This is a genomic window from Sulfurimonas lithotrophica, from assembly GCF_009258225.1.
In the GTDB taxonomy this organism is placed as follows: domain Bacteria; phylum Campylobacterota; class Campylobacteria; order Campylobacterales; family Sulfurimonadaceae; genus Sulfurimonas; species Sulfurimonas lithotrophica.
This window is the reverse complement of sequence record NZ_CP043617.1, coordinates 1,110,215-1,136,142: the sequence shown is the minus strand read 5'-3', so window position 1 is coordinate 1,136,142 and position 25,928 is coordinate 1,110,215. Positions and strand designations below refer to the sequence as shown.

Annotated in this window: 27 protein-coding genes; 17 read left to right on the top strand and 10 right to left on the bottom strand. The window is 33.4% G+C overall.

From position 1 onward, the window contains the following. Window positions 1-25: 25 nt before the first annotated feature. A complete protein-coding gene (rpoD, locus tag FJR48_RS05700; RefSeq protein WP_152307192.1) occupies window positions 26-1,888 on the top strand; it encodes an RNA polymerase sigma factor RpoD in 1,863 nt (620 codons plus the stop codon). A gap of 8 nt (window positions 1,889-1,896) precedes the next feature. Beyond that, a complete protein-coding gene (locus FJR48_RS05695; protein ID WP_152307191.1) occupies window positions 1,897-2,580 on the top strand; it encodes a hypothetical protein in 684 nt (227 codons plus the stop codon). A gap of 24 nt (window positions 2,581-2,604) precedes the next feature. Here the strand turns inward: FJR48_RS05695 and FJR48_RS05690 are convergent, their stop codons facing one another. The 3 genes from FJR48_RS05690 to hemL are packed head-to-tail and all read right to left on the bottom strand — an operon-like array spanning window position 2,605 to window position 4,713. Beyond that, window positions 2,605-3,108: a hypothetical protein gene (locus FJR48_RS05690; RefSeq protein ID WP_430739322.1), complete on the bottom strand. Its 504-nt coding sequence runs from the start codon at window positions 3,106-3,108 to the stop codon at window positions 2,605-2,607. Further along, on the bottom strand, window positions 3,089-3,427 hold the full coding sequence (locus FJR48_RS05685; RefSeq protein WP_152307190.1) for an AtpZ/AtpI family protein: 339 nt from the start codon (window positions 3,425-3,427) through the stop codon (window positions 3,089-3,091). The genes FJR48_RS05690 and FJR48_RS05685 overlap by 20 nt, the downstream gene beginning before the upstream one ends. After that, window positions 3,427-4,713 carry a glutamate-1-semialdehyde 2,1-aminomutase gene (gene hemL / locus FJR48_RS05680; RefSeq protein ID WP_152307189.1) on the bottom strand — a complete coding sequence of 429 codons (1,287 nt, stop codon included), beginning with the start codon at window positions 4,711-4,713 and terminating at the stop codon, window positions 3,427-3,429. The genes FJR48_RS05685 and hemL overlap by 1 nt, the downstream gene beginning before the upstream one ends. 93 nt (window positions 4,714-4,806) lie before the next feature. Between hemL and FJR48_RS05675 the strand changes: the two genes are divergently transcribed. The 3 genes from FJR48_RS05675 to FJR48_RS05665 are packed head-to-tail and all read left to right on the top strand — an operon-like array spanning window position 4,807 to window position 8,251. Then, window positions 4,807-5,703: an energy transducer TonB family protein gene (locus tag FJR48_RS05675; RefSeq protein ID WP_152307188.1), complete on the top strand. Its 897-nt coding sequence runs from the start codon at window positions 4,807-4,809 to the stop codon at window positions 5,701-5,703. A 13-nt stretch (window positions 5,704-5,716) separates the two neighbouring features. Continuing rightward, on the top strand, window positions 5,717-7,132 hold the full coding sequence (locus tag FJR48_RS05670) for a DASS family sodium-coupled anion symporter (protein WP_152307187.1): 1,416 nt from the start codon (window positions 5,717-5,719) through the stop codon (window positions 7,130-7,132). Window positions 7,133-7,135: 3 nt separating this feature from the next. Further along, window positions 7,136-8,251, top strand: a complete 1,116-nt coding sequence (locus FJR48_RS05665; RefSeq protein WP_152307186.1) for an OprD family outer membrane porin — start codon at window positions 7,136-7,138, stop codon at window positions 8,249-8,251. Here FJR48_RS05665 and FJR48_RS05660 read toward each other — a convergent pair. Further along, window positions 8,239-9,081: an HpcH/HpaI aldolase/citrate lyase family protein gene (locus FJR48_RS05660; RefSeq protein ID WP_188108634.1), complete on the bottom strand. Its 843-nt coding sequence runs from the start codon at window positions 9,079-9,081 to the stop codon at window positions 8,239-8,241. The two genes, FJR48_RS05665 and FJR48_RS05660, sit on opposite strands and share 13 nt — an antisense overlap. Beyond that, window positions 9,071-9,412, bottom strand: coding sequence for a c-type cytochrome (locus FJR48_RS05655; protein WP_152307184.1), 342 nt, complete (start codon window positions 9,410-9,412; stop codon window positions 9,071-9,073). The genes FJR48_RS05660 and FJR48_RS05655 overlap by 11 nt, the downstream gene beginning before the upstream one ends. A 59-nt stretch (window positions 9,413-9,471) precedes the next feature. Here FJR48_RS05655 and folD point away from each other — a divergent pair, with 59 nt between their 5' ends. Genes folD through trpB form a run of 7 tightly spaced genes read left to right on the top strand, consistent with a single transcriptional unit; the run spans window position 9,472 to window position 14,378 of the window. Then, window positions 9,472-10,359, top strand: a complete 888-nt coding sequence (gene folD / locus FJR48_RS05650) for a bifunctional methylenetetrahydrofolate dehydrogenase/methenyltetrahydrofolate cyclohydrolase FolD (protein WP_152307183.1) — start codon at window positions 9,472-9,474, stop codon at window positions 10,357-10,359. Next, a complete protein-coding gene (gene lepB / locus FJR48_RS05645; RefSeq protein WP_152307182.1) occupies window positions 10,359-11,171 on the top strand; it encodes a signal peptidase I in 813 nt (270 codons plus the stop codon). The genes folD and lepB overlap by 1 nt, the downstream gene beginning before the upstream one ends. Beyond that, window positions 11,158-11,835: a site-2 protease family protein gene (locus FJR48_RS05640; protein ID WP_152307181.1), complete on the top strand. Its 678-nt coding sequence runs from the start codon at window positions 11,158-11,160 to the stop codon at window positions 11,833-11,835. The genes lepB and FJR48_RS05640 overlap by 14 nt, the downstream gene beginning before the upstream one ends. Window positions 11,836-11,847: 12 nt before the next feature. Next, on the top strand, window positions 11,848-12,279 hold the full coding sequence (gene rpiB, locus FJR48_RS05635) for a ribose 5-phosphate isomerase B (RefSeq protein WP_152307180.1): 432 nt from the start codon (window positions 11,848-11,850) through the stop codon (window positions 12,277-12,279). A gap of 9 nt (window positions 12,280-12,288) precedes the next feature. Then, the gene (locus FJR48_RS05630; protein WP_152307179.1) at window positions 12,289-12,621 is read left to right on the top strand and encodes a hypothetical protein; all 333 of its coding nucleotides are present in this window, start codon (window positions 12,289-12,291) and stop codon (window positions 12,619-12,621) included. A 9-nt stretch (window positions 12,622-12,630) separates the two neighbouring features. Continuing rightward, window positions 12,631-13,179: an adenine phosphoribosyltransferase gene (locus FJR48_RS05625; protein ID WP_152307178.1), complete on the top strand. Its 549-nt coding sequence runs from the start codon at window positions 12,631-12,633 to the stop codon at window positions 13,177-13,179. Further along, window positions 13,179-14,378, top strand: coding sequence for a tryptophan synthase subunit beta (gene trpB, locus FJR48_RS05620; protein WP_152307177.1), 1,200 nt, complete (start codon window positions 13,179-13,181; stop codon window positions 14,376-14,378). Before FJR48_RS05625 ends, trpB begins: the two co-directional genes overlap by 1 nt. Here the strand turns inward: trpB and FJR48_RS05615 are convergent. After that, window positions 14,375-15,268: a GGDEF domain-containing response regulator gene (locus FJR48_RS05615; RefSeq protein ID WP_152307176.1), complete on the bottom strand. Its 894-nt coding sequence runs from the start codon at window positions 15,266-15,268 to the stop codon at window positions 14,375-14,377. The two genes, trpB and FJR48_RS05615, sit on opposite strands and share 4 nt — an antisense overlap. An 81-nt stretch (window positions 15,269-15,349) precedes the next feature. On the opposite strand from FJR48_RS05615, the gene FJR48_RS05610 reads away from it, so the two are divergent. The 3 genes from FJR48_RS05610 (at window position 15,350) to ychF (ending at window position 19,225) form a co-directional block, all read left to right on the top strand. Beyond that, the gene (locus tag FJR48_RS05610) at window positions 15,350-16,768 is read left to right on the top strand and encodes a leucyl aminopeptidase (RefSeq protein ID WP_152307175.1); all 1,419 of its coding nucleotides are present in this window, start codon (window positions 15,350-15,352) and stop codon (window positions 16,766-16,768) included. 84 nt (window positions 16,769-16,852) lie between these two features. Next, entirely contained in the window at window positions 16,853-18,001 is a 1,149-nt protein-coding gene (locus tag FJR48_RS05605) for a hypothetical protein (protein ID WP_152307174.1), read from the top strand. A gap of 123 nt (window positions 18,002-18,124) precedes the next feature. Further along, window positions 18,125-19,225: a redox-regulated ATPase YchF gene (gene ychF, locus FJR48_RS05600; RefSeq protein ID WP_152307173.1), complete on the top strand. Its 1,101-nt coding sequence runs from the start codon at window positions 18,125-18,127 to the stop codon at window positions 19,223-19,225. A gap of 4 nt (window positions 19,226-19,229) precedes the next feature. Here the strand turns inward: ychF and FJR48_RS05595 are convergent, their stop codons facing one another. From FJR48_RS05595 to FJR48_RS05580, 4 genes are read right to left on the bottom strand one after another with little or no spacing between them, the layout of a single operon-like run. After that, window positions 19,230-20,015: a hypothetical protein gene (locus FJR48_RS05595; protein WP_152307172.1), complete on the bottom strand. Its 786-nt coding sequence runs from the start codon at window positions 20,013-20,015 to the stop codon at window positions 19,230-19,232. Window positions 20,016-20,022: 7 nt separating this feature from the next. Beyond that, on the bottom strand, window positions 20,023-20,841 hold the full coding sequence (locus tag FJR48_RS05590; protein WP_152307171.1) for a phosphatidylserine decarboxylase: 819 nt from the start codon (window positions 20,839-20,841) through the stop codon (window positions 20,023-20,025). Between the two features lie 24 nt (window positions 20,842-20,865). Continuing rightward, window positions 20,866-21,939, bottom strand: coding sequence for a tRNA pseudouridine(13) synthase TruD (truD, locus tag FJR48_RS05585; protein ID WP_152307170.1), 1,074 nt, complete (start codon window positions 21,937-21,939; stop codon window positions 20,866-20,868). Between the two features lie 7 nt (window positions 21,940-21,946). Further along, window positions 21,947-22,765, bottom strand: a complete 819-nt coding sequence (locus FJR48_RS05580; RefSeq protein ID WP_152307169.1) for a thiamine-phosphate kinase — start codon at window positions 22,763-22,765, stop codon at window positions 21,947-21,949. A 102-nt stretch (window positions 22,766-22,867) separates the two neighbouring features. Here FJR48_RS05580 and FJR48_RS05575 point away from each other — a divergent pair, with 102 nt between their 5' ends. Further along, window positions 22,868-24,070 (top strand): GGDEF domain-containing protein, encoded by a 1,203-nt coding sequence (locus FJR48_RS05575; protein WP_152307168.1) that lies wholly within the window; start codon window positions 22,868-22,870, stop codon window positions 24,068-24,070. A 138-nt stretch (window positions 24,071-24,208) separates the two neighbouring features. Beyond that, on the top strand, window positions 24,209-25,921 hold the full coding sequence (sdhA, locus tag FJR48_RS05570) for a succinate dehydrogenase flavoprotein subunit (RefSeq protein WP_152307167.1): 1,713 nt from the start codon (window positions 24,209-24,211) through the stop codon (window positions 25,919-25,921). Window positions 25,922-25,928: the final 7 nt, after the last annotated feature.

Here is a 25,928-nt window from a genome sequence, read left to right as displayed (position 1 = left end):
TAAACATCTACAAGGGTTACCTTTAATGACAGCAAAAGAACTCAACAAAGCGATAGACACATTCTTTAGTGAACATAAATCAAAAGATTGTGCAACTTATGAGTCCCTAATTGAACTTTTTGAAAAACAGCCCACAGCTGCACAAGCAAAAAATATATTTAAATTAGCAACAAAACATAAAGTATGTCTTTATACTGCAAGCGAACATGCAAAACAGCTAAACGACAAAGAAGCTGAAGCTAGACGCGATGCACAAAGAAAAATGCTTGAAAACAACGAAACGGATAAGTTTGATATTTTAAAAGAGCATGAACTTCTTGAATGGTCTCGTTCAGATTCTCCCGTTCGTATGTATCTTAGAGAAATGGGACAAATCCCTCTTCTAACAAAAGAAGAAGAGATAGAAATATCTAAAAAAATAGAAAACGGTGAGAGCATTATAATAGATGCAATATGTTCCGTACCGTATTTGATAGATTTTATACTTGACTATAAAGAGCCTTTAATAAATCGTGAGAGACGCGTCAAAGAGCTTTTTAGAAGTTTTGAGGATGATAACAACAACGATGATGATGATTCGGATTCAAACGACGATGAATCAAATGAAGATGGAGAAAAAACTTTAAGTGCTAAAGATAAATCACGTGTAGAAAAAGTTACAACAAGCTTTAAAGCACTTGAAAAAGCTAAAAAAGACTGGGTTAAGTTTAACTCAAAAGCTCCCGAAGATTTAGATTCAAGAGAGATGGACGAAGAGATAGTTACATACTTTTTAGGTTCAACTTTTAAAAAGCAAATCTTAAAAGAAAACCTACTTGAACTAGGTCCAACTTCTAAACTTATTAATGAACTTGTACGTTCGATGGAGACGGCACTTAAAAGTGATGAAGGTTATGATAAAGAGCTTAAACGTCTTGAATACAAACTGCCTCTTTTTAATGCCACTCTAAGAGCAAACCATAAAATTCTTGTAGATAAAATATGTTCGCTTTCAAAAGAAGATATATTAAATATGGTTCCGGAAGCTACAATGGTTTCTACATATATGGAGATTAAAAAGCTTGTTCAAACCAAAGAAGCTTCTAAAAACTCTTTTGACATGGAACCTGAAAAGTTAGCCGACATATTAGAGCAGATTAAGCGTGGTAAAAATATATCTGAGATATCTAAAACCAAAATGGCAAAATCTAACCTAAGACTTGTTGTATCGATTGCTAAACGTTATACAAATCGCGGCCTTCCTTTTCTTGATTTAATTCAAGAAGGAAATATTGGTCTAATGAAAGCAGTTGATAAGTTCGAATATCAAAAAGGTTACAAGTTCTCTACATATGCCACATGGTGGATTCGTCAGGCGATTAGCCGTGCCATTGCTGATCAGGCAAGAACTATCCGTATCCCTATACATATGATCGAGACTATCAATCGTATAAATAAAATTATGCGTAAACATCTTCAAGAACACGGTAAAGAGCCGGATGTTGAAACAATTGCAGAGGATGTAGGGCTTTCAGTAGAGAAAGTTAAAAACGTTATTAAAATCACTAAAGAGCCAATCTCTCTTGAAGCACCTATCGGTAGTGAAGAAGATGGTCGCTTTGGTGACTTTATCGAAGACAAAACATCTCTTAGTCCTTCAGATGCAATATTAAAAGATGATTTAAAAGTTCAAATAGAACAAGTTCTTGAACAATTAAACGAGCGTGAAAAAGCAGTTATTAAACTTCGTTTTGGAATTATGGATGATGAGAGTGACAGAACTTTAGAAGAGATAGGGAAAGAGTTAACCGTTACACGTGAACGTGTTCGTCAAATAGAATCTAGTGCTATTAAAAAGCTTAAACACCCTAAAGTGGGTCGTAAGCTTAAAAATTACATAGAAGAATAATAAATTTTATGAGTTTTGAGCAAAGATTACTAGAACACGACTTTAATCCATTCGTGCTTTTTAGTTCAGACGGTAAAATATTATCTCTTAACGAACAAGCACAGTTTATCGTCAATCCTTTTAACTCAAAAGAGCTATTTGAATTAGCAACGACATATGCAAATGTTACATTCGGATTTAAAACTACTTTTGTTGATGTAGAGTTTTCTCAACAGAAATTCTTCGGTCTAACAGTAGGTTATGAAAATGAGGATGAGATTGGGATAAAACTATACCAAAAACCTTCATTTAAATTAAATAATAAAAAACCGACAGGTGAATTAACAAATATATATACTCTTGTTGACTTATGTATTTCAACAAACTCTATTAACTCTGATGCTACATTTTCAAAAGAATTTGACCCGACTATTCCTGAAATCATAATAGACTCAAATTCTTTTATAAAGATACTAAATAAAATATATTCATGTTTTATTGAAAATGAAAGTATTAACACAAAGATATACTACAGAATCGGTGAGCATATTATTTTTGACAGTAAAAAATACTCACTTTTTAGTATAGAGATATCGTCTCAAAATCAAGATAAAAATAAAATCTCAGAACTTCAAAACCTTGTGGATGCAAGCAATATACACGTAGATATTCAAAAAAAGATAACTATAAATCTACCAATGATTACCGAGTAGATTTAAATTTTAAAAAGAAGATATTTAAGCAAATATCTCTTTTGAAGCTATATAACCGACAATAATTCCTACAAGTAAAGACGGTAAATATACGCTTATATCTAAAATTTCATTGTTCTTAAGTGCTATAAAGCCTAAAACCAAAAACAGATAACCGCCAAGTCTAAATAACGAAAAAGAAGCACTTCCGCCCTCTTTTATACTTTTAAGATTAAAAGTTTTTATTTTTTTCTTTTCTTCTTTGACTATCTGTTTTAAATCTAATTCTTCCGAATCGTTTAAAGGTGTTTCATCATATAGTTCATGTGGATCATCAATCACATCTAGTGCGTCTCTTTCACTCTCGAAAGACTCAGTTTTTACTTTAGAATCAACCATCTTTTTATGGGCATAAAAAGACCCAAGCATTATAATAAAGCTACTTAAAAATGCTACTTGCAGGTTTGCATAAAAACCTACAGATATAAAATATGTTAAAAATACAAGTAGCTGAGTTATGGCAATTAATTTAATAGCTTTTATCACCATAGTCCTCATCATCTTCATCTTCAAGTTGTTTTTTAATAGCATAACGAGGTTCTTTTGCTAACTCTTCATAACCCTCTTTTTGTTTCTCGTAAGCTTTATATACATTTAGTATAGCAGCCGCAATACCTATAAAAACACCTATCCAAAGTGTCCAAAAAACACCTGTAAAACTTTTTAAAACCAAACCTATACCAACACCCATGGCTACGGCTACTACCATTGATATTCCAAGAGAGAGACTATCTACAGCCTCTACGACTTGTCTTACCTTTGGTTTTTCATTTGTTTTTTCTTCTACAGCAGGTTCTTTCTCTTCCATTATGCAATCTCTTTAAATACTTTTGCACTTGCTTTTATACACTCTTCTACCATTTCATCGGTAGTCGCAGTTGAAATAAAACCAGCTTCAAACAGTGAACATGCAAAATAAAAACCTTCATTTAACATACCTTGGTGAAATTTTGCAAAAAACGAAGCATCACAAGTACATGCATCTTCAAAGTTTTTAATTTCATTTTCATTAAAGAAAAAGCCAAACATACTTCCGCGAGTATCTATCTGCATTGTTATACCAAACTTAGCGGCTTCTGTTTTCATGCCTTCAACCAAACGTACTGCACGTTTATTTAACACGTCTAAAACAGGGGCATTTTTCTTTAGTTTGCTAAGTGCCGCGAATCCCGCTGCCATGGCTACAGGGTTTCCGCTTAGCGTACCCGCTTGATAAACAGGACCCTCAGGTGAAAGTTTTGCCATAATCTCACGCCTTGCACCAAATGCACCTACAGGCATACCGCCGCCTATAACTTTTCCAAGAGTTACAATATCAGGTTTAGTTCCTGTTATAGATTCTGCACCGTTTATACTTGCACGGAAGCCGCTCATAACTTCATCAAAAATAAGCAATGCACCGTTTGCATCACATAAATCACGAAGTTCTTTTAAAAATACTTTATCAGCTGGTACAAGACCCATATTTCCGGCAATAGGTTCAATAATAACACAAGCTATATCACTAGAGTCTGCAAAACATTTTTTTACACTCTCAATATTGTTGTACTGAGCTAAAAGTGTGTGTTTTGTAAAATCAGCCGGAACACCAGGGCTTGATGGATTTCCAAAAGTCGCAGCACCGCTTCCTGCTTGAACTAACAATGAATCACTGTGACCATGGTAACATCCTGTAAACTTTACAATATCATCACGTCCTGTAAAACCGCGAGCCAAACGGATAGCACTCATAACAGCTTCAGTACCGCTACTTACAAATCTTACCTTATCGATGCTATCAAACATTGATATAACAAGTTTAGCAAGCTCAGTTTCCGCTAAAGTAGGTGCACCGAAACTTAAACCATGTTTTACAGCTTCTATTACGGCACTCTCTATACTTTCATCACGATGACCAAAAATTAAAGGTCCCCAACTTTGAACAAAATCTACATATTTATTACCGTCTATATCTTTAAGGTATCCACCCTCACCTTCTGAAACAAACACAGGACTTCCACCGACACTCGCAAATGCACGAACAGGTGAATTAACACCTCCCGGAATTAATTCTTGTGCCTCTTTAAAAGCCTCTAATGATTTATCTTTACTCATATTTTAACCTTGGAAAATTTTTTATGATTATAGCGAAGTAGTATTAATTTTCATTTGATATAATCCGCTAAACTCTAAAAAATTGGAAACCTATTGAGCCGTTCAAACTTTGCACTTTTTGTAGCCTTGCTAATTCATTTTATTTTTTTACTATTATTTTGGCTGCTTGGAACGATAGAGTTTGAAAAAAAACCTCAAAAAGAACAAGAGAAAAAAATAAAAATCTCACTTAAAGAATTACCTAAAAAATATAAAAAGTCAGGACTTACAAAAGAAAAAATCCCCGAACCAAAAATAGCACCGCCGATGCCAAAGGGTTCACAATTAAAAAAACTACTTAAAGAACCTCCTGTAAAGTTTAAACCAAAACAAAAACCTAAAAAGCCAAAACTAAATAAGCCGACTATTAAAAAACCACAGGAAAAAAAACCTAAACCTATAGTAAAAAAAATAGAACCTCTTCCGCCTGAAAAACCCTATATCCCTCTGCTTAGTGAAACAAATACGACTAAGATTTTAAAAAAAGAAGATAAAAAGAAAAAAGAAACAAAATCACTTTACGATATGTTATCACAAGACAATTCTGCCAACGAAAAAGAAGATAAAAAGAAAAAAATCAAAAACAGCAGTAGTATTGCAAATAATATTAAAGAGCTTTACGGTGAAGAATTTGGAAAGTTAAGTCCAGGTCAACAAAAGTATATACTTGATAACCAGGAGATTATGAGGCGTATTACACAACAAGTCTTAAACCGTGTGGCAAGAGTAAACTTACCAAACGATCTTAACGTCAATAGAACAAACGTAATAGAGTTTTACTTGCATCCAAACGGTGATATAAGTGATTTCAAATTTTTGAAAAAAAGCGGTTACTATATTTTGGACGATACGACAAAAGAGACTATAGAGTATGCATACAGCAGATATCCAAGACCGAGTGAAAAAACATTAATAAGATATAATGTCTTTTATAATCTGGCGAGATACTAAAAAAGGAAACTAGATGTCACATCATCCTCAAGAGACTAAGCAGCAACATTTTATGCAGGTTTTAGTCTTTTTTATAGGTTTTGCTATTTGGTTTTCACCTACTCCACAAGGGTTAGAAACTCAAGCTTGGCATCTTTTTGCCATATTTATAAGTGCGATTTTTGCAGTTATATTAAATGCAATGGCTATACTGACATCTTCTATTTTAGCCGTCTCAATAGCAGTATTAACAGGGACGATGAGCTCAAAACAAGCATATAGCGGCTTTGGCGAAGGTTTTATCTTACTGATAATAGTCGCTTTTTTAATAGCCAGAGGGGTAATCAAGTCCGGTCTTGGTAAAAGGATTGCTTTTTTAATAATTAGAAAATTTGGAAAAAGTTCTTTGGGGCTTGCCTATTCGGTTATTGCCGCAGATATGTTTATATCTCCTGCTTTTCCAAGTAATACTGCCCGTTCAGGCGTATTATTTCCTATAGTAAATGCTCTCTCAGCTGATAGCGGCTCAAAAGTAGCAGACGGTACGAGAAAAAAATTAGGTGCTTTTTTGATGATGTCTTCAATGGCCGGACTCACGCTCTCTTCGACATTATGGCTAACAGCAATGGCAGCAAATCCTGCGGGTGCAAAAATGGCAGGAGAGTACGGTGTGGAAATCTCTTACGGCTTGTGGGCTTTAGCTGCATCTGTGCCTGTTATAGTTCTTTTTTTTCTTGTACCTTGGGTTTTGTTTAAAATATACCCGCCTGAGATTAAAAAAACACCAGATGCACCAAAAATAGCCCAAGATGCATTAGACACTATGGGAAAAGTCAGCAAAAACGAATGGATTATGGCTGCTACATTTATAGGTATGGTTTCTTTATGGATTATGTCCGGTTCTTTGGAACTAGATAAAACAGCCGTGGCTTTTTTCGGTCTGGCTATACTTATGCTTAGTAATATTTTTACTTTAGATGATTTACGTAACGAAGGAAATGCCCTCGGTACGCTTATATGGTTTGCTATCCTTTTTGCAATGAGTGTACATTTGGACAAGTTTGGTTTTATGGGCTGGGTCGGTGAGAATATATCTTCGATTGTAGATGGTTTTTCATGGCCTGTTGTATATACAGGATTAACTATAGGTTATGTACTTATACATTATTTCTTTGTATCTCAAACAGCTCAAATGTTAGCACTATTTTCAGTTTTTTTAGGGGTAGGAGTAAATGCCGGAGTTCCTGCAGAGATGATGGCACTGATGCTGCTTTTTGCAACAAACTTTAATGCTATCATTACACCTCAAGGCTCATCCGCAAATGTAATTTACTTGGGAAGCGGATATATTGAAGCTGCGGAGATATATAAAATAGGCGGTATAATAACCTTTATAAATACTTTTGTTTTTTTAACAGTCGGTACAGTATGGATGCTACTAATACTTTAAATTATGGGAATTAAAATCAAGTATTTATTTTTAATATTTCTATCAAATATACTCTATGCAGATGCTACAGGTTCTATTAGCTTTTTTCATTACGATATAAATAAAAAAGATTCCTCTAAAGATGCTTACTCCACTGCACTAGGAGGTTCGCTAAAATATACAACCGACAGCTTTAACAATCTTTTTGCATCTGTTGCTTTTCACAATTCTACACCGATACTTGAAAATAAAAACAAAAACTTAACATCTCTTTTTAATAAGGAAAAAGATGCAGATGCACTAACTGTTATATCTGAATCTTTTTTAGCATACAAAACTAAAAATACAATTTTAAAAGTGGGAAATTTTTTATTAAATACTCCGCTTATGAATAAAAGCTCAGCTAGAATAGTCCCTTGGAGCTATCAAGGTGCTAGTTTAGTTATAAAAAACATATTTAAATCATCAATTCAGTTAAGCTTCGTAAATAAAATACGTAATTTCGCATCAGACAAATATACAAAACAAAGTCTTACAGGAGGGATTAATGACGGTATAGCTATGATAGGATTTAAGCATCATCCTATCGAGCCTTTGGATGTACATTTGTACTATTACAGAGCTCCGTCACTTTATGACAGTTCTTTTTTTCAAATTGACTATAAAGACAACTTTATAAACGACAAACTTCTTTTTTGTGTCGGTTTTCAAAATATAAAAACATATGATGAGATGGATGTAGATTTAATCGGTTTAAGAACAGGTATATTTACCGACAATCTGGACATAACACTTAACTATACAAAAAACGACGGAATTGATAAAGCCGACGGATACGGCGGTTTATCAAAAATCTATACAGCTTCTATGATTTCAAACGGCAGAGGCGAAAATAAAGCAGAAGCTGTCATGTTAAAAGCAAATATAGAACTAGAACTCATAAAAAAACAAAGTTCCGAACTTTCTTTTTGGCTTGCAGACATAGACTCAAAATCGAGTGAATATAAATCATACTATACACATTTCAGACATAACACAAATAACTTTACGACTTTTTACCTGCGTTATGAATATCAAGATTTTAAAGATAACGACAAAGATGCACATTATCTTAGATTTATTACAACCTACCTTTTCTGATGTTTTTCAAGGATAACTTTAGCACCTTTGTATATCGGTTCGTCAATGAAACCAAACTCTTCATCTGAAAAACCTGTTATACCATTTGCTTCATTTGCTTCAAACAGTTTTATTATTCTTTTTGCTTTTTTTACTTCTAATTCGTCATATCCAAAAATACTTTGAACCATTTGTGATTGTTTAGGGGAGATGCAACCTTTTGCCTTAAAGCCCATACTTTTTTCAAGTTCAAGCCATTTTGAAAACTCATCCGTATTTTTATAATCTTGATATACAAAAGAAACAGGTTTAACACCAATACTTTTACACGTAATTAAAAAATGACTTAATAGATATGTCATAGTAGGGTTGCTTCTATCTATGATTGAATGACTTAAACCTAAGTCTGCAAATAAATCCAATACGCCAAGATAAAATGTACTAACACGCTCATCTATACGTAAATCAGATAGATTTTTCCAAGCTTGTGCAGTTTCTATGGATAGATGCAGTTCAATATCTTCATCTATTAAGCCAAGTGCTTTATTTACATCATCAGATGTTTTGATCTTTGGGACTCTTATAGCATCAGGCTTGAGAGAATTAATATATTTAATCTCTTCTATACCACCGTCATCTAATGCATTTACACGTACTACAAACATCTTATTTAAGTTTTTATATTTTTCTAAATATGCCCCGCACAACCTTAGAGCTTCCGGTTTTTGTTCAATGCTTACGCCATCTTCAAGATTGAGCATAATACATTCTGCATCTAAATCAGGTATTTTCTGCAGGTGTTTTTCATTATGTGTCGAGAGCATTAAAGCATCAAAAAAATCATTTTTCATCATCAATCTTCATCTGCTGTAAATAAAAATATAAAGCTTTTATCTCATCTTTAGTTAAATAATAACGAGGCATACCTTGTTTTGGAGTATTTAGGGCTTTTTTAAATTTATCGTACGACAAAGAGTTTATAGCAGGTCCAATAAAACTTTTTTTCTCTTTTTTATGCATATATTTAGCTACAAGTTTACCCTCGCCTTTTTCACCGTGACAATGATAGCATCCTATTCCTCTAGGGTTTTTATATAGAGAAGAAGAATACTCCAAAGGCGTTATGAATGAGCTTTTTGCAAATAAAACAAAAGGTAAGAACAAAACAACTACAGACCTCATAAAAACTCCAATTAATTTTAAAACGATATAATATCTAAAAAATTATTTATGAGGTTTAAATGCAACTATTAGACGGCAAAATCCTTGATGGTAGAAAGCTCTCAAAGAAAATAGAACAAAATGTTGGTGATGAAGTAAAAGAATTAAAATCTACCTGCGGATGTACACCTGGTTTAGCAGTTGTACTTGTCGGTCAAGACCCAGCCAGTGCTGCATATGTAAACATGAAGAAAAAAGCGTGTGACAGAGTAGGTTTTTACTCAATCACACACGAGATGCCAGAAAGCATCTCACAAGAAGCTATTGAAAAAACCATAGTACAACTTAATAACGATACAAATGTTGACGGAATCTTAATTCAACTTCCTTTGCCTTCACATATAGATACGACAAAGCTACTAGAACTAGTTGATCCTTCCAAAGACGTGGATGGTTTCCATCCTTACAATGTCGGTCGTTTAGTAACGAATCTTGATGGTTTTGTTCCTTGTACTCCGCTTGGCGTAATGGAACTATTAAAAGAGTACGACATAGATGTTAAAGGTAAAAACTGTGTAGTAGTAGGTGCTTCAAACATAGTTGGAAAACCTATGGCAGCCCTACTTTTAAATGCAGATGCTACGGTAGAGATATGTCATATATTTACGGATGATTTAAAAAAACACACTTTAAATGCAGACATTGTTTTATGCGGAGTAGGTGTTATAAATCTAATTACAGAAGATATGGTTAAAGATGATGTAATTATTATTGATATCGGTGTCAGCAGAACAAATGAAGGAAAACTTGTTGGTGACGTTGATTTTGAAAACGTAAGTAAAAAAAGCTCATACATCACTCCAAGCCCGGGCGGTGTAGGACCTATGACAATAGCGATGCTACTTAGCAACACGCTTAAAGCTGCTAAAATAAATGCCGCAAAATTATCTGAACAAAAAGAGTGTTAATGAAAGAGGTTTTAGGTAAAGCTTACAGATTTTCAAACTCTTGGACCGGAACGATTATAATTGTTCTTTTTATAATATTTTTTATTGCTCAAGCTTTTCGTATCCCAAGCGGAAGTATGAAAGATTCTCTTTTAATCGGCGATCATCTCTTTGGTAAAAAATTTGCATACGGTATCCCTATGCCTCATATCCCATTTATAGAGATGTCTATAATGCCTTGGAGTGATGACTTAAAACTTGTAGATGGAGATAAACCAAAACGTGGGGATGTGGTAATCTTTAGATACCCGCACAATACAAAAACACACTTTGTAAAAAGATGTGTAGCACTTCCCGGAGATGAACTTTTTGTTTTAGAAAAAAACCTTTTTATACACTTTAATGAAGGTGATGAATGGATTAAAAATAACTATAATGGTTATGAAATAGCACAATTAGCCGGTAAATTATGGGTTAAAAATCCATATATGAAAAAACATCCCGGTATCCATCATGACGAAAAAGTAATAAACAACGGAAATCCTAGACTTGAACCAATTTTTAACCTAAGTCCCATAAGAGTTCCAGAAGGTGAATACTTTATGATGGGTGATAACCGTGACCACTCTAACGATAGCCGTTTCTGGGGCACAGTACCATATGAGAATATAGAAGGCACACCTTGGTTTATATATTTTTCAATAGATAAAAATTGGGAAATCAGATGGGATAGAATCGGTAAAACTCCAACTGATCTTGAACAGCCGTTTTATCTTGACAAAGCTATAACTGAGCGTAAAATTCACGATAAAGACGATTATGGAATCTATTGATTTACTAAAAATCATATCGGCGGTACTCGCACTTGCTATTGCCATAATAGGACATGAGATAATGCATGGCTGGGTGGCATACAAATATGGCGACTTGACCGCAAAAAATGCAGGCAGACTTAGTATAAACCCTATTGTCCACGTAGATTTGGTGGGTACTATTTTGGTACCTGCGACAATGTACTTTTTACCTATACTCTTAGGTGGTGAAGGAGGCTTTTTGTTTGGATGGGCAAAACCTGTCCCGATAAACACGGCTACCGTAATTAGAAATGCAGGATACAACGGTGCAATGCAAGTTGACTTGGCTGGAATAGTGTACAACTTCACACTGGGGGTTATTGCTTCTGTAGCCCTTTTAGCTATGTCTAAACCTACTACTGCAGATGGTTTAATATATATATTTACATATTTGTTTATTTGGAATTTACTATTGATAAATATTGTTTTAGCAGTATTTAATCTACTGCCTATACCTCAGTTTGACGGTGCACACTTTTTAATGCATTTATCGTTAAAACACAAAATTAGAAGCGTAGCGGAGTTTTTTTACAAAAATGAGCGTTATGGTATCATAATAGTACTGATTGTACTTATGACGCCTATTAAAGACTATGTACTGCTTTTGCCGGTACAAACTATACTAGAAATGCTATTAAGTTAGAGAAGGGATATTATGAAATTTTATATAGCAACGGATCATGCCGGAATTGAACTAAAAGACTATACGGTAGAATTATTAAAAGAAAAAGGACATGAAGTAATTGACTTAGGTCCGTTTAACAAAGACAGAGTCGATTATCCGGATTATGCACATAAACTATGCCTTAGTATCCTTGAAGACTCGGATGCACAAGGTATCTTGATCTGTGGAAGCGGCATCGGTATGAGTATGGCTGCCAACCGTCACGAGGGTATTCGTGCGGCACTTTGTCATGATGCATATACAGCTACGGTTGCACGTGGACACAACGATGCAAATGTTCTTTGTTTTGGAGAGCGTATTGTCGGAAAAGGTGTAGCAGAGTCAATACTTGATGCGTGGATTGCAGGCAGTTTTGAAGGTGGAAGACACTGCGGGCGTGTAGAAAAAATAGAAATCAACTAAAGGTCTAAAATGTTTTGGGAATGGTCATTATTATCAGTACTATCAGTACTATCAATATATCTTTTTGTGAAAATGTTTTATTTTAAAAGCATTACCAGTAAGGAAAAAAGAAGTAACGATTTGATGAAGCTGACTCTTCAAGAAGCTGAAATCTTAATCCGTAAATATCAAATTCAACTTCAACGTGCACTTGGAAATGTTGATATTTTAAGTGAAGAGCTTACTAAACTAAGAAACGAGTTAAAAGTTTTAAAATCAAGAAACTCAAAACATAGACAAGAAACTGACAGATTAAATGGCAAAATTAAAGCACTTGAAAATAGAATAGATGCACTACTTTAAGGGATAAAAATGGAACTAACAACTAACGAAAAACAAATAATAGAAAATTCGATAAGAGATATAAAAGATTTCCCTAAAGAGGGAATAGTTTTTAAAGACATAACAACTCTTTTAAATAATAAAGAAGCATATGCTACTTTAATGAATCACCTACATAGCAGATATAAAGACTATAACCTTGACTATATTGCAGGTATAGATGCACGCGGTTTTATATTTGGAGCAGCACTGGCTCAGATGCTGGGAATAGGTTTTGTACCTATTAGAAAAAAAGGAAAATTGCCTTATACGACAATAGGTGAAAAATATGCACTTGAATACGGTATAGATGAAATAGAGGTGCACTTGGATGCATTTAGCGGAGTCAATAATGCACGCGTACTTTTAATAGATGATTTGATAGCTACAGGCGGTACAGCAAACGCAGCAGCTACACTTATAAACCAAACGGGTGCTAAATGTATTGAGGCTTGTTTTATACTAGGTCTTACTTTTTTAGACGGAATAAAAACTTTAAAAGAAAAAACTGATGTATATACAGTGTTAGAGGTAGATTAATGTATATTCCAAAAGCTTCAAAATATGATCCTGATTTAAACGGGCATTTTGATATTCATGGCGGGAGATATGTCCCTGAGACATTGATGCCTGCTTTATTAAACCTAGAAAAAGAATACAATTCTATACGATTTGATAAAGAATTTTGGGAGGAAGTTCACTACTATCTAAAAGACTATGTAGGTCGCCCCAGCCCACTTTACTTTGCTAAAAACATTTCAGATGAACTCGGTGCTAAAGTTTACTTCAAACGTGAAGATTTAAACCATACAGGTGCACACAAAGTAAACAATGTAATAGCTCAAGGTATTATGGCAAAAAGACTTGGCTATAAAAAAATAATCGCCGAAACAGGTGCAGGACAACACGGTGTTGCAACTGCAACGATATGTGCCCTGCTTGGACTCGAATGTGAAATATTTATGGGTGAAAAAGATGTCCATCGTCAGGAATTAAATGTATTTCGCATGAAACTACTTGGAGCAAAGGTTAATTCAGTTATAAGCGGTAGCCGCACATTAAAAGATGCTATGAACGATGCAATCCGTCATTGGGTTACAAACGCTAGGGATACTTTTTATATAATCGGTACTGTTGCAGGTCCGCATCCATATCCTTTAATGGTACGTGATTTCCAAGCTATAATCGGCTATGAAGCAAGAAAACAGATACTTGAAAAAGAAAACAGATTACCCGACCATGTTATAGCATGTATAGGCGGTGGTAGTAACGCTATAGGTATGTTTCAACACTTTTTAGAAGATGAGGAAGTTGAATGCATAGGTATTGAAGCAGGAGGGCTTGGAATAGATACCAATAAACACGGATGCTCTTTAAACAAAGGACGCCCAGGCGTTTTACACGGTCAGATGAGTTATCTACTTCAAGATGAAGACGGGCAAATTTTAGAAGCTCACTCAATCAGTGCGGGACTTGATTATCCGGGAATAGGACCTGAACACGCTTTTCATAAAGATAATAATTCAGTATCGTATGATTTTGCAACCGATCAAGAAGCACTTGATGCATTTGTATGGCTTAGTCGCAAAGAAGGAATTATTCCTGCATTTGAAAGCTCTCATGCAGTAGCATACTTAAAAAAAATAAAAGATATAAAAGACAAGCTAATCATTGTAAATCTATCGGGTCGTGGAGATAAAGATATGATTCAAGCTAAGGATATACTACATTTTGACTAACAGGTATAAATCCTTCCGTATTCTTGCTTTTTAGCTTGTTTAAGAGCATATACTGCTCTTTGTTCAATCTCCTCTATCCAGTCCTCTTCAATAAACTCAGTAATACCAAATGCAAGAACAGGCTTTGTATCTTTCATAACTTCAATCCCTGAGAGAGTTTTATTTAGTTTTTTTGCTAAATTTTCGGCATTTTTTGCATCCGTATTGCTAAGCAGTACCATAAAGTTTGAACCTTTCCAGCGTGAGACGACATCTGATTCTCTTATAAGCGCTTTAAGTTTTTTAGAAAAAGATTGTATTAACTTTTCACCATATTCAAAACCACATATACTTACTATTTTATCTACATTTATTAATCCGATATATAACACTGAAGTGGGTGTTTTATATCTGTTATAATTATTTAACTGATGCTTTAATATAGCTTGCATATGCATTTTTGAAGTTAGCTTTGAGAGTTGATCGACCGTTGCTAAGTTTGCAAGTTTATCAACCCTTAATTTATACTCACGTAATTTATAAAACTGATCGTAATGATAATCAACACGTGCTAAAATTTCACTGGAGCTAAACGGTCTTTTGATAAAATCACTTGCCCCGTTTGAAAAACACTTCTCAATTAGTTCTTTATTTGATTCTTTTGAGTTATCCAAAAAAATTATTGGAATCTTAACTATAAATTCTGTATTTACAAGCTCATATATTTTACTTATGTCTATATATGTGATATGCGTATTAACCAGTACGATATCAATATTTTCTATTTCTTTATCTAGATTATTTATCTCGTTGTAAGATACAGATTCATAGCCTTTTCGCTTTAAAACCGTTGCCAAAGAAGTAAAATTTTTTTCATTTACTTCTAATATTAAAACCCTTTTTTTTACCATAAAGAAATTATATCTAAAATTATAATAATATATTAATTTTAAGTTTTTTTGCTATGATACAAAAAAATTAAATGGATTATTATGGATATCAAACTTACTTCACACTCTTCGAGAAACAATAAAAACACTACAGATGTAACGGTTGAGTTTATCACAAAAGATAAACTTAAAAAACAAAAAGAAAATAAGCTTCTTGACTTGGCAGGATTTTGTGGCGAACAAGACACAATATGCTTTTTACATGAAAAATCGCTTTTGGCTTGTGGAATTGATAGTGAATCTAGCGATGATACAAGAAGTGTTTGTAGTATTGCTATAAAAACTTTAAAATCTGCAAAATATAAATCTGCAAGTTTTCAGGTAACCAAGAAAAATATTAAGGCCGTTGTTGAAGGAATTATTCTTGGCGGTTATGAATATACTAAATACAAATCTAAACCAAAAAAAGATACATTAAAAAACATCTATTTAGTTTGTGATGATATAAAAGAACTCCAAAGCGATTTTGAAGAAGCTGTTATAATTGCAGAAGCTACATGTTTTACTCGTGATATTGTAAACACAATCCCTGAAGATATGCATCCGGAAACTCTTGCAAAACTCTCACTTAAACTAGCTAAAGAAAATGACTTGGAATGTAATATTTTAGATGAAAAAGCACTTAAAAAAGAAAAATGTGCGGCTATGCTTGCAGTAGGACGTGCTTCAAGACATGAAAGCCAGTTAATACACCTAACATACAAACCAAAGAAAAAAGCTAAAAAAGTTATAACTTTAGTCGGGAAAGGTTTGACATATGACAGTGGTGGACTAAGCCTAAAGCCATCAACCAGTATGGTTACTATGAAGATGGACAAAGCCGGAGCCTGTGCCGTACTTGGTATGATAAAAGCCGTAAGTGAATTAAAACTGGATATAGAAGTTCATGCATTTATAGGTGCAGTGGAAAATATGATCGGCGGTGATGCTTATAAGCCTGATGATATACTAGTTACAAGAAGCGGTAAAACAGTAGAGGTTAGAAACACCGATGCCGAAGGTCGTTTGGTTCTTTGTGACGTTCTTGATTATGCACAAGAGAAAGTTAAAGCTGATTATATATTTGATTTTGCGACATTAACGGGTGCATGTATGATTGCCCTTGGTCAATACACAACAGGGGTAATGGGACACTCAACAAAAATCAAACATGATATTATGATGAGAGCATCGGCAGATTCCGGAGAACTAACAGGACACCTTCCTTTTAACAGACATCTTAAAAAACTTTTAAAAAGTGATATAGCAGATATTTCAAATGTATCTTCAAAGCCTTATGGAGGAGCTATAACGGCAGGATTATTCTTAGATAATTTTATAAAAGACGAAAACAAAGATAAGTGGCTGCATTTTGATATAGCAGGAAGTGCTTATACAGAATCTCCATGGGATTGTAACGTTTACGGCGGTACCGGTGCCGGTGTTAGATTAATAAGCAGCTTTTTGAAAAATATAAAATAATTAAAAATATCAGTAAAATTAACACATTAAACAATTAACAACTTTTAGCCGATTTTCACTCATTATTGTATCAAGGAGGATACTATGAGAGTACAAGGCTACAAAGTTGCTATGAATGCCCAGTTCTTCAACCTTCAAATGCAATCAACGCAAACAAGCGTATCAACATCGACTCAAGATTTCAACAGTGACAAATCATCTCAAATCGAAAAAATACAAATCAATCAATCAAAAATAGATGATGCCAACAATCAACTATCTAAAGAACTCTCAGAAGCTATCTTAAAAAATATAAACTCTGAATCTAGAAAATTTATAAGAGATAAAGTAGAGATTAACAGTGTATATACAGAAGCAGAAGCTTTGAACTTCCAAGTAAAAGCTTTCGTACAAGCTGACGGAAGAGAAATAGAACTCTCTCTTGATATTTCTCTATCTCGAAGTTTTGTGCAAAAAACAACAAGAACGATAGAAATAAATAAAGTTTTAAAAGATCCTCTTGTTATATCATTAAACGGCTCTATGCCATCACTTAGCTCTAAGACATTTTCTTTTGACATCGACAGTGACGGTAAAAGCGATCAAATATCTCAACTTAGTTCAGGCAACGGCTTTTTAGCACTTGATAAAAACTCAAACGGTATCATTGATGACGGAAATGAACTATTTGGTACTAAAAGCGGTGATGGATTTAAAGACTTAAGTAAATACGACGAAGATAAAAATGGTTGGATAGATGAAAACGATGCTATATTTGATAAATTAAGAGTCTGGCAAAAAAGTGAAGGCAAAGATAAACTAATAGCTCTAGGCGAAGTTGGCATCGGTGCTATATTTCTAGGAAACACTTCAACTCCGTTTAGTCTAAAATCAAATTCAAACGAACTTCTAGGAGAAATAAAAAAAAGCGGTTTTGTACTTTTTAATAATGATAAAATCGGTGTTATTTCACAAGTGGACTTAGCAGTTAGTCCTGAGATAAAAAATGAACTAAAAACTGTAGATACATTACAAAAAAATCTATCTATATTAAAACTCGATAGCGTTTATGCAAAAACAACAAATAAAAGCGAAGATAGTTCCGATGATAAAATATCAAAATTACGAGCAAAGATAAGCGCTCTAGAAAGCAAGTTAGTGCATGCGAATAATGAGAGTAAATCAGCTATTCAAGCTCAAATAGGGGCATTATATTCTCAAATAATTGCATTGTTACAACTGCGACTTGCTTAGCTTCTTCTATATATTTTTGAGCTTTGATGTATATCTATCTCGACTCAAGGCACTAAAAGAAAAAACTTGATATAATTTCAAAAATAATTTAAGCTATATAATATACTTATTAAAAGGTAACTAATGGGATTAAGCATAGGTCTAGTAGGACTTCCAAACGTAGGTAAATCAACAACTTTCAACGCACTGACAAAAGCACAAAATGCAGAAGCTGCAAACTACCCTTTTTGTACTATAGAGCCAAATAAAGCAATCGTTCCGGTACCTGATTCAAGACTTGCAGAACTTGCAAAAATAGTAAATCCTGAACGCATCCAATACTCCACACTTGACTTTGTAGATATTGCAGGACTTGTAAAGGGTGCCAGTAAAGGTGAAGGGCTTGGAAATAAATTCTTGTCAAACATACGCGAAACAGAAGTTATCTTACAAATAGTCAGATGTTTTGATGATGAAAACATTGTTCATAACGAAGGAAGTATAGACCCACTTCGTGATGTTGAGATAATCGAAGGTGAACTTATCTTAGCAGATATAGAGGTGTTATCAAATCGTATCGATAGACTTAAAAGACAAGCTAAAGCCGATAAAAGCGCGAAAGCCATCTTAGATGTAGCAGAAGAGCTGTTGGAGTTCTTAGGTGAAGGAAACCTTGCAAGGAATTTCTCTAAAGCCGATACTGATGAGTACAAACAACTAAACCAAGAAGTTAGGTTTTTAACAAACAAAGAGATAATGTATGGTGCAAATACTGATGAAGACGGTCTTTTAGAAGATAATGAATACGTAAAAGTTCTAAAAGAACATGCCCATAAGAATAACTGTGAGCTTATAAAACTTTGTGCCAAAGTTGAAGAAGAACTAGTAGGTTTGGATGATGAAGAAGCTAAAGAGTTTTTAGACGAGCTTGGCGTTGAAGAATCCGGACTTGAACAGATTATCCATAAAGGTTTTGATAAACTTGGTCTTATGAGTTATTTTACCGCAGGTGTAAAAGAGGTACGTGCATGGACAATAAGACAAAACTCAACTGCACCGCGTGCTGCAGCTGCTATTCATAACGATTTTGAAAAAGGTTTTATCCGTGCAGAAGTTATATCTTATGATGATTTTATATCTTGTGGCGGTGAACAAAAGTCAAAAGAAGCGGGTAAAATGAGACTTGAAGGTAAAGAATATATTGTGCAAGACGGTGATGTAATGCACTTTAGATTTAATGTATAGAAGCTTAAACACCTAAGCTGGCTATACGCATAGATTCCAACATATTTTCTCTGAGTTTTGCTATTAATTCATCAAACTCGTATAAGCCTTTTTCTTCCAGGTCTTCCAAATCTTCTTGTAAATCTTCTATATCATATAAAAGTTCATTATCTTCATCATAATTGATATCTTGAGTACTATGCAATTTACTCATTAATTCTTTTATTCTTAAATTTAATTTAGTTATTTCTTTATTTTTTAAGTCTTGTGCTATTCTTACTCTGCCGTATAATTGACTAAATTTACGAATAGTAATCGATTTTGCATCTCTATTTAAACTACTTTGCAATATTTTATCTATAAATATCTGTTTATTTTTTGTAATAGGCATATTGTTAAATAACTCTAAAAACGAGTCAAACATTTCAGTAAAAATTATACTATGAAACTTTTGAAAATAACTACTTACGATTTTATTTATAAAATTAACTCTACCTTCTTTTTTCACTGCATTTAAAGCATCATCTTTTGAGTAAGATAAAACATCATCACAGAAAAATACCCATTCACCGACTATCTCTTTAAACATAGCCTGCTTAATTTTATTGTATTTTATATTTTCTATATCTGTTATGTATAAAAAGTTAATATCGTTTTTTAAACTCTCATGTACAAATTTTTTAGCTAAAATTTCTATCACTTCGGCTCTATCCGTATTTGTAGATACATGCAATACATCCCATTCGAACAATTCTAAATTATTAAAAATTTTTTCAATATACTCTTCTAATTGCTCTTTTGTATCAAACATAATTCTTTTATATTACCTTTGCTATTGTTTGTCCGTATTTTACATTGTCATTAGTTTTTATACTTAAATCCAACATATCTTTTTCAGCCAGGATGACTATAGTCGAACCCATTTCAAAACATCCAAAATCTTGACCTTTATCCAAGTTTTGACTTTTATATTCATATACACGACTATTAATTATATCTGCATTTGTTTTAATTTTTGGTTCAAAACTAATATTCATCACACCTACATTAAGTGCGCTAACTAAAACCATATAAAAAATCTTATTATTTTGTGCTTGACATTTTAAAACTACACGTTCATTTTCAATAAAAAGATTAAACCTTTTTTTTAGTGAAGGCAAGTTAACCGGATAAAATTTCCCCGGTATGTGTACAACCTTTAAAACCTTAGTGTTTATTGGCATATGATATCTATGATAATCTTTTGGAGATAGATAAAAGTTTATAAATACTCCGTTTTTTATTATCTCTTTCTCCTCTGCAAAAAACTCTTTACCTAAAAAATCGCTACAATTGTATTGCATCCCTTTAATTTGTAAGGCTGTGTCTTCTTTAATCTCCCCACAAGCGGATATCCACGAATCACACGGAGATATAAAATCATCTGCGTCTAAAGAAAATTCTCTAGGTTTTTCTAACTTTCTTGTAAAAAGCTTATTTAAAGATGAGTATGAGCTTGCAGGATTAAACTCTGTCATATCTAAACCCATCATAGAGATATATGTTTTGTTTATCATTGTTTGAATAGATGGTAAAAATTCTTTTTTGGCAAACTTTCCAAAAGTTTGTGAAATAATCGATGTTATGTGTCTTTTCATATAATATTTCCCTTAATTATCTTTTTAAATAAGCCTACGTTTAGCTATTTCTTCTATAAGAACCGTTGCGTAAGAGCCTTTTGGAAGTGTAAAATTTAGTTCATATTGGGCTTCTTGGTTATTAAACCTACCTTCTATATCCGTTGGATAAACCCAAGCGTATCTTCTTGCACCGTCTGCGTTTATATCGTCATCAAAATCTTTTTCTATATCTCTGGCCAACCCTGTGGCAATTCTGGTTTTCTTTCCGCACAACAGACCGGTAACGCTTATATCTCTTTTGTAAAATCTTTTAAAATCATCTTCACTTTGATCAAATTCAAAAAGTCTTCCATAAGGATAATGTTCCATTATATCACCCTCTATAAGTTTAAATGGATGTTCCTGTATTTTTAGCTTTTTGATTTCCGTTTTTGGCATATTCAATAAATTTTCTAACTCTTTAATATTAAAACTTGATACTAAAGAGTTTATCTCCAATCTTCTGCTTAACCAAAGATTAAAAAGATGACTTTGGTACGCGCTGATTAAAAGTTTTCTTACCTTTACGTTACGCTCTTTTTTTTCACCTTTTGCAATTTTTTCACCGTCTATATGATTGTTTCCATCATTACCGAATCGTTGATAACCAAAAAAGTTGGGCATTCCCTGCTTAGATATAATGTTTAATGCTTCATCAATTTTTTTTGCATCCGTAGGATTTACTTTTTTAAGTCTTATGTAAAACCTATTTGAACTAAGATGCCCTATTCTGATTTTATTGTTATGATATGTTTTTGAAAGTATTTTAATACCTTCATGCTCAAATTTATCTAGTTTCTCTTCATATTTCTTATGAAGGGAGATATATTGCTTTGTCATTGCATGTTTATCTTTTAAGCCCGCATATCCTATCTCTTTGTTTTTAATTCCAAGATATTTTGCTAGGATGCCAACAAGTTCCATCGTAGAGAGGTTTTTCTTTCTTACATGCAAAATAAGATGCTCACCTTCACCGCTAAACTCATAAAGCGGAATTTCATCAACAACAAAATCACGAGCACTTTGTTTAAAATGAAAATCTATACTTGCGTGGTTTAAAGAATAAAATCTGTCCATTACTTTCCTAAAAATGATTTGCCTTACATTTAAAAATATTTTTAACTCTTTTTACTTTTGCAAAAATAGTCAGTTTTGTTCTAGATAATTTAGAACGCCTAATCATAGCTTTTTTGTGCCGTTTATCAAAGGAGATCAACATCTCATACTCTTCACCGCTGCAGCCGATTTTCTTATCTATATTTTTATAAAATTTTATACCTATGTTATTTACATGCATCATTTTATCCAAATCAGTAAAAAGTCCATCTGAAATATCCATTCCGGCATTCAAAAATCTCATATTTTGGGATATAAACTTATCTCTTAGCTTTATATCTATAAATTTTGACTTTTCATTTATCTTTCCGCCTCTTAGAAGTTTGGTTAAATCTTTTTTACTTTTTCCAAGTTCGCCCGTGTAAGCAAAAACATCATTTTTCCTAACACCTTTTCTGTAAAGCGGTTTGTTAGTTTTTGAAATAATCGTAACGGTAATATCAAGTTTAGTGTTAGCAATGGTATCGCCGCCGATAATCTCTACGGAATATTTTTTTGCAATATCTTCAAACCCACGTACAAGTTCAGACATCTGATGCTTTGTTATTGTTTTTGGCATTGCAACAGCTAAAAGTGCGTACATCGGCTTTGCATTCATAGCTATTGCATCGGAAATATTTACAAACATGGCTTTTTTAGCTATTTGATAATAACTCATCCATTCTGTTTTAAAATGAACATTTTCAAAAAAAGCATCCTTAGAATATACAAAGTTCTCTATACATGCCCCATCATCTCCAATACTAACATTATTAAAACGTGAAATAAAATAGTCTTCTAAATTCAAATATTTTTCTTTTAAATAATTACTGAAATTATACCGATATAACCAGATATAATTAATATATGTTATAATATCAAAATTATAGCATTAATTGGAGAAACATTTATGAAAATATCTATAAAAAATGTATTTAAAAACATATTGGTATTTTTTAGTATATTTACATTAATTTCTGCTTCAGCCGTATTATTTACGTTTGAACAAAATAACTCTTTTGTTAAGACTGACATATTAAATCAACAAAAACAAATAATTAAAACATTAAAACAAATAGATAAAAAAGATTTAGAACTTGCTCTAATTCAGTATAACGGTAAAAGCACAGAGTTACAATACCAAATCAATAAATTAAGAGAACTCTACGAATACGATATTACGGGAAAATACTTTTTAAATAATTCAAATGAGTATAACAATGATTTAGAAAAGTTGTCTAATCTAATTGAGATTTTTAATGAAAAAGCTTATACATACTATAAATCCCCGAATCAATCACATGACGTTAAATCTGATTTTGACAAAGCTTATATAACTTTAGAAAAACAAATAAACTCAATAATATTTAAAAATGTAGGCTATAACAAACAAAAACTTCAATTTATGATGAAAATAGCTATAGTTGCTTTTGTTCTGGTAACTTTTAGTTTCCTATGGTATTACTCCAGACTTAAAAAAATATATAATGACATTGCATACCTACAAGCACCTTCTAAAAGTAAAAAAGACTATCAAATAAGTACTTTAGAAGCAGATTCTATCTCTATTAGAATGAGAAAAAAACCTGATGTAAAAGACAATCCAAACAACATAGACCCAATAACTAAAATCAACAATAATAAAGGTTTGGTTTCCGAATATGCTCTAAAGAAAAATTTTAAAGAGAATAATTTTACATCTGTTACTATTTTAGAAGTAGATAATTTTTCAAAAACAAATAGAGCTTTTAATCAAGAATTTTCTCAAGCCGCTCTTAAAAAAATAGCATATACAATATCTTTATTTGAACAACCTACAGATGTTATAGCAAGAACGGACTATAATCAATTTACCGTAATATTATCCAGAGACTCAAAAGAAAAAGCTTACAAAGATATGGAAGCTGTTCGTGAAGCTATCTCGGAATTAAAATTTGTAACTCAGACAAAAGTACCTGTTCAAATAACCGTATCCGGAGGTTTCTACATAAAACCAAACAATGTAGTATTAAATAATGCCATAGCAGAAGCTAAACAAATTTTAGCATTCGCAAAATCAGGTGGTAAAAATAGAATTTCACAAAAAAGAGATATGGAAGGTGTGAATATTTAACACACCATATTTTGACCTCAAATGTGTTATTTTGTAACACTGTTGTAGTTCATATTCGGTTTGTCTTATTTTAATCTACAACAAGACTAATTTCGGTAAAATCACTTTATATTATATTCTAATTTTTAAGGAAAGCTAATGAGTATTCCTATTTATACTTACGATGCAATTATTGTTGGTGCAGGTCTTGCGGGATGTGCAGCAGCAAGAGAGTTGCAAAATGCAGGAAAAAAAGTCGCGGTTATTACAAAACTCCACCCTTTAAGAAGTCACTCAGGTGCAGCTCAAGGTGGCGTAAACGCAGCTTTTAGTGATGAAGATTCTGTTGAACTTCATGAATTTGACACTGTTAAAGGGGCTGATTATCTAGCCGATCAAGATGCGGTTGAGTTTATGTGTAAAAATGCACCGGAAACTATTCGCTGGGCAGAGAGAATGGGTGCGGCATTCAGCCGTAACAAAGATGGAAAAATCGCACAACGCCCTTTTGGTGGACAAAGCTCACCTCGTGCTTGTTATGCAAAAGACAGAACAGGACTTACATTATTACAAACAATTTATGAGCAAGCCCATCGTGTAGGTGTAAAATTTTGGGATGAGTGGTATGCTGCTGATATCATCTATAAAGACGGGAAAGTATCAGGTGTTATAGCTTTTAACATTCGTGATATGCAAATGGCTATTTTCAACTGTAAACAAGTTATGTTTGCAACAGGTGGATATGCTCGCTCATATAAAATCAATTCTAACGCTCACGCAAATACCGGTGACGGTCTTTCTATTGTTGCTCGTCACGGTTTACCGCTTGAAGATATGGAATTTGTTCAATTCCACCCGTCAGGTCTCTCAGGAAACGGTGTTTTAATCTCTGAAGCTGCCCGTGGTGAAGGTGGGCGTCTTTTTAACTCAGAAGGTGAGCGTTTTATGGAAAAATATGCTCCAAACGCTATGGAATTGGCTTCTCGTGATGTTGTGTCTCGTGCAATTTTAAATGAGATTCGCGAAGGTCGCGGTGTCGGTCCAAGAAAAGATGCTGTTTATATTGATGTTACTCACTTAGGAAAAGACTTAATCATGGAAAGACTTCCTGAACTTCGTGATTTAGCTATCACTTTCTTAGGTCTTGATATGATTAAAGAACCAATCCTAATCTCAGCTACGGCACACTATTCTATGGGTGGAATACCTGTAAATATCGCAGGTAATGTACGCAAAAATAATAATGAGTTTGTAGAAGGTTTTTATGCAGCAGGTGAGTGTTCATGTGTATCTGTTCACGGAGCAAACCGTCTTGGTGCAAACTCAGTTCTTGAAGCGCTTTTATTCGGTCGTTATGTCGGTAAAACGATGGTTGCAGAAGTTGATGATATCGAGTTGCGTGAGGCAACCGAATCAGATGCTTCTACTGCATTGGCAGAAATCGATTTTATACTAAATAACAATGGTGACGAAACTGTACCTGGTCTTCGTGTTGAACTTCAAGATACTATGACTGAAAATGCAGGTGCATTCAGAACAAAAGAGACTCTTGAAAAAGCTGTCGCAAAAGTAAAAGAGATAAGAGCTAGATTTAAAAACATCCGTATTAAAGACAAATCTAAAGTATTTAACACAGAACTTCAAGAAGCTATCGAGCTTGGTCATATGATTGATTACTCTGCATTTATCGTAGAGAGTGCAATAGCTCGTAATGAGAGTCGTGGTGCACACTATAGAGAAGACTTTGAGCAAAGAGATGATGAGAACTTTTTAAAGCACACGATGGCTTATATGGATGAAAACGGTGATATTTCACTCGATTACATGGATGTCGTTCTTGGCAAACATGAACTTAAAGCAAGAACATACTAGGTAAGGG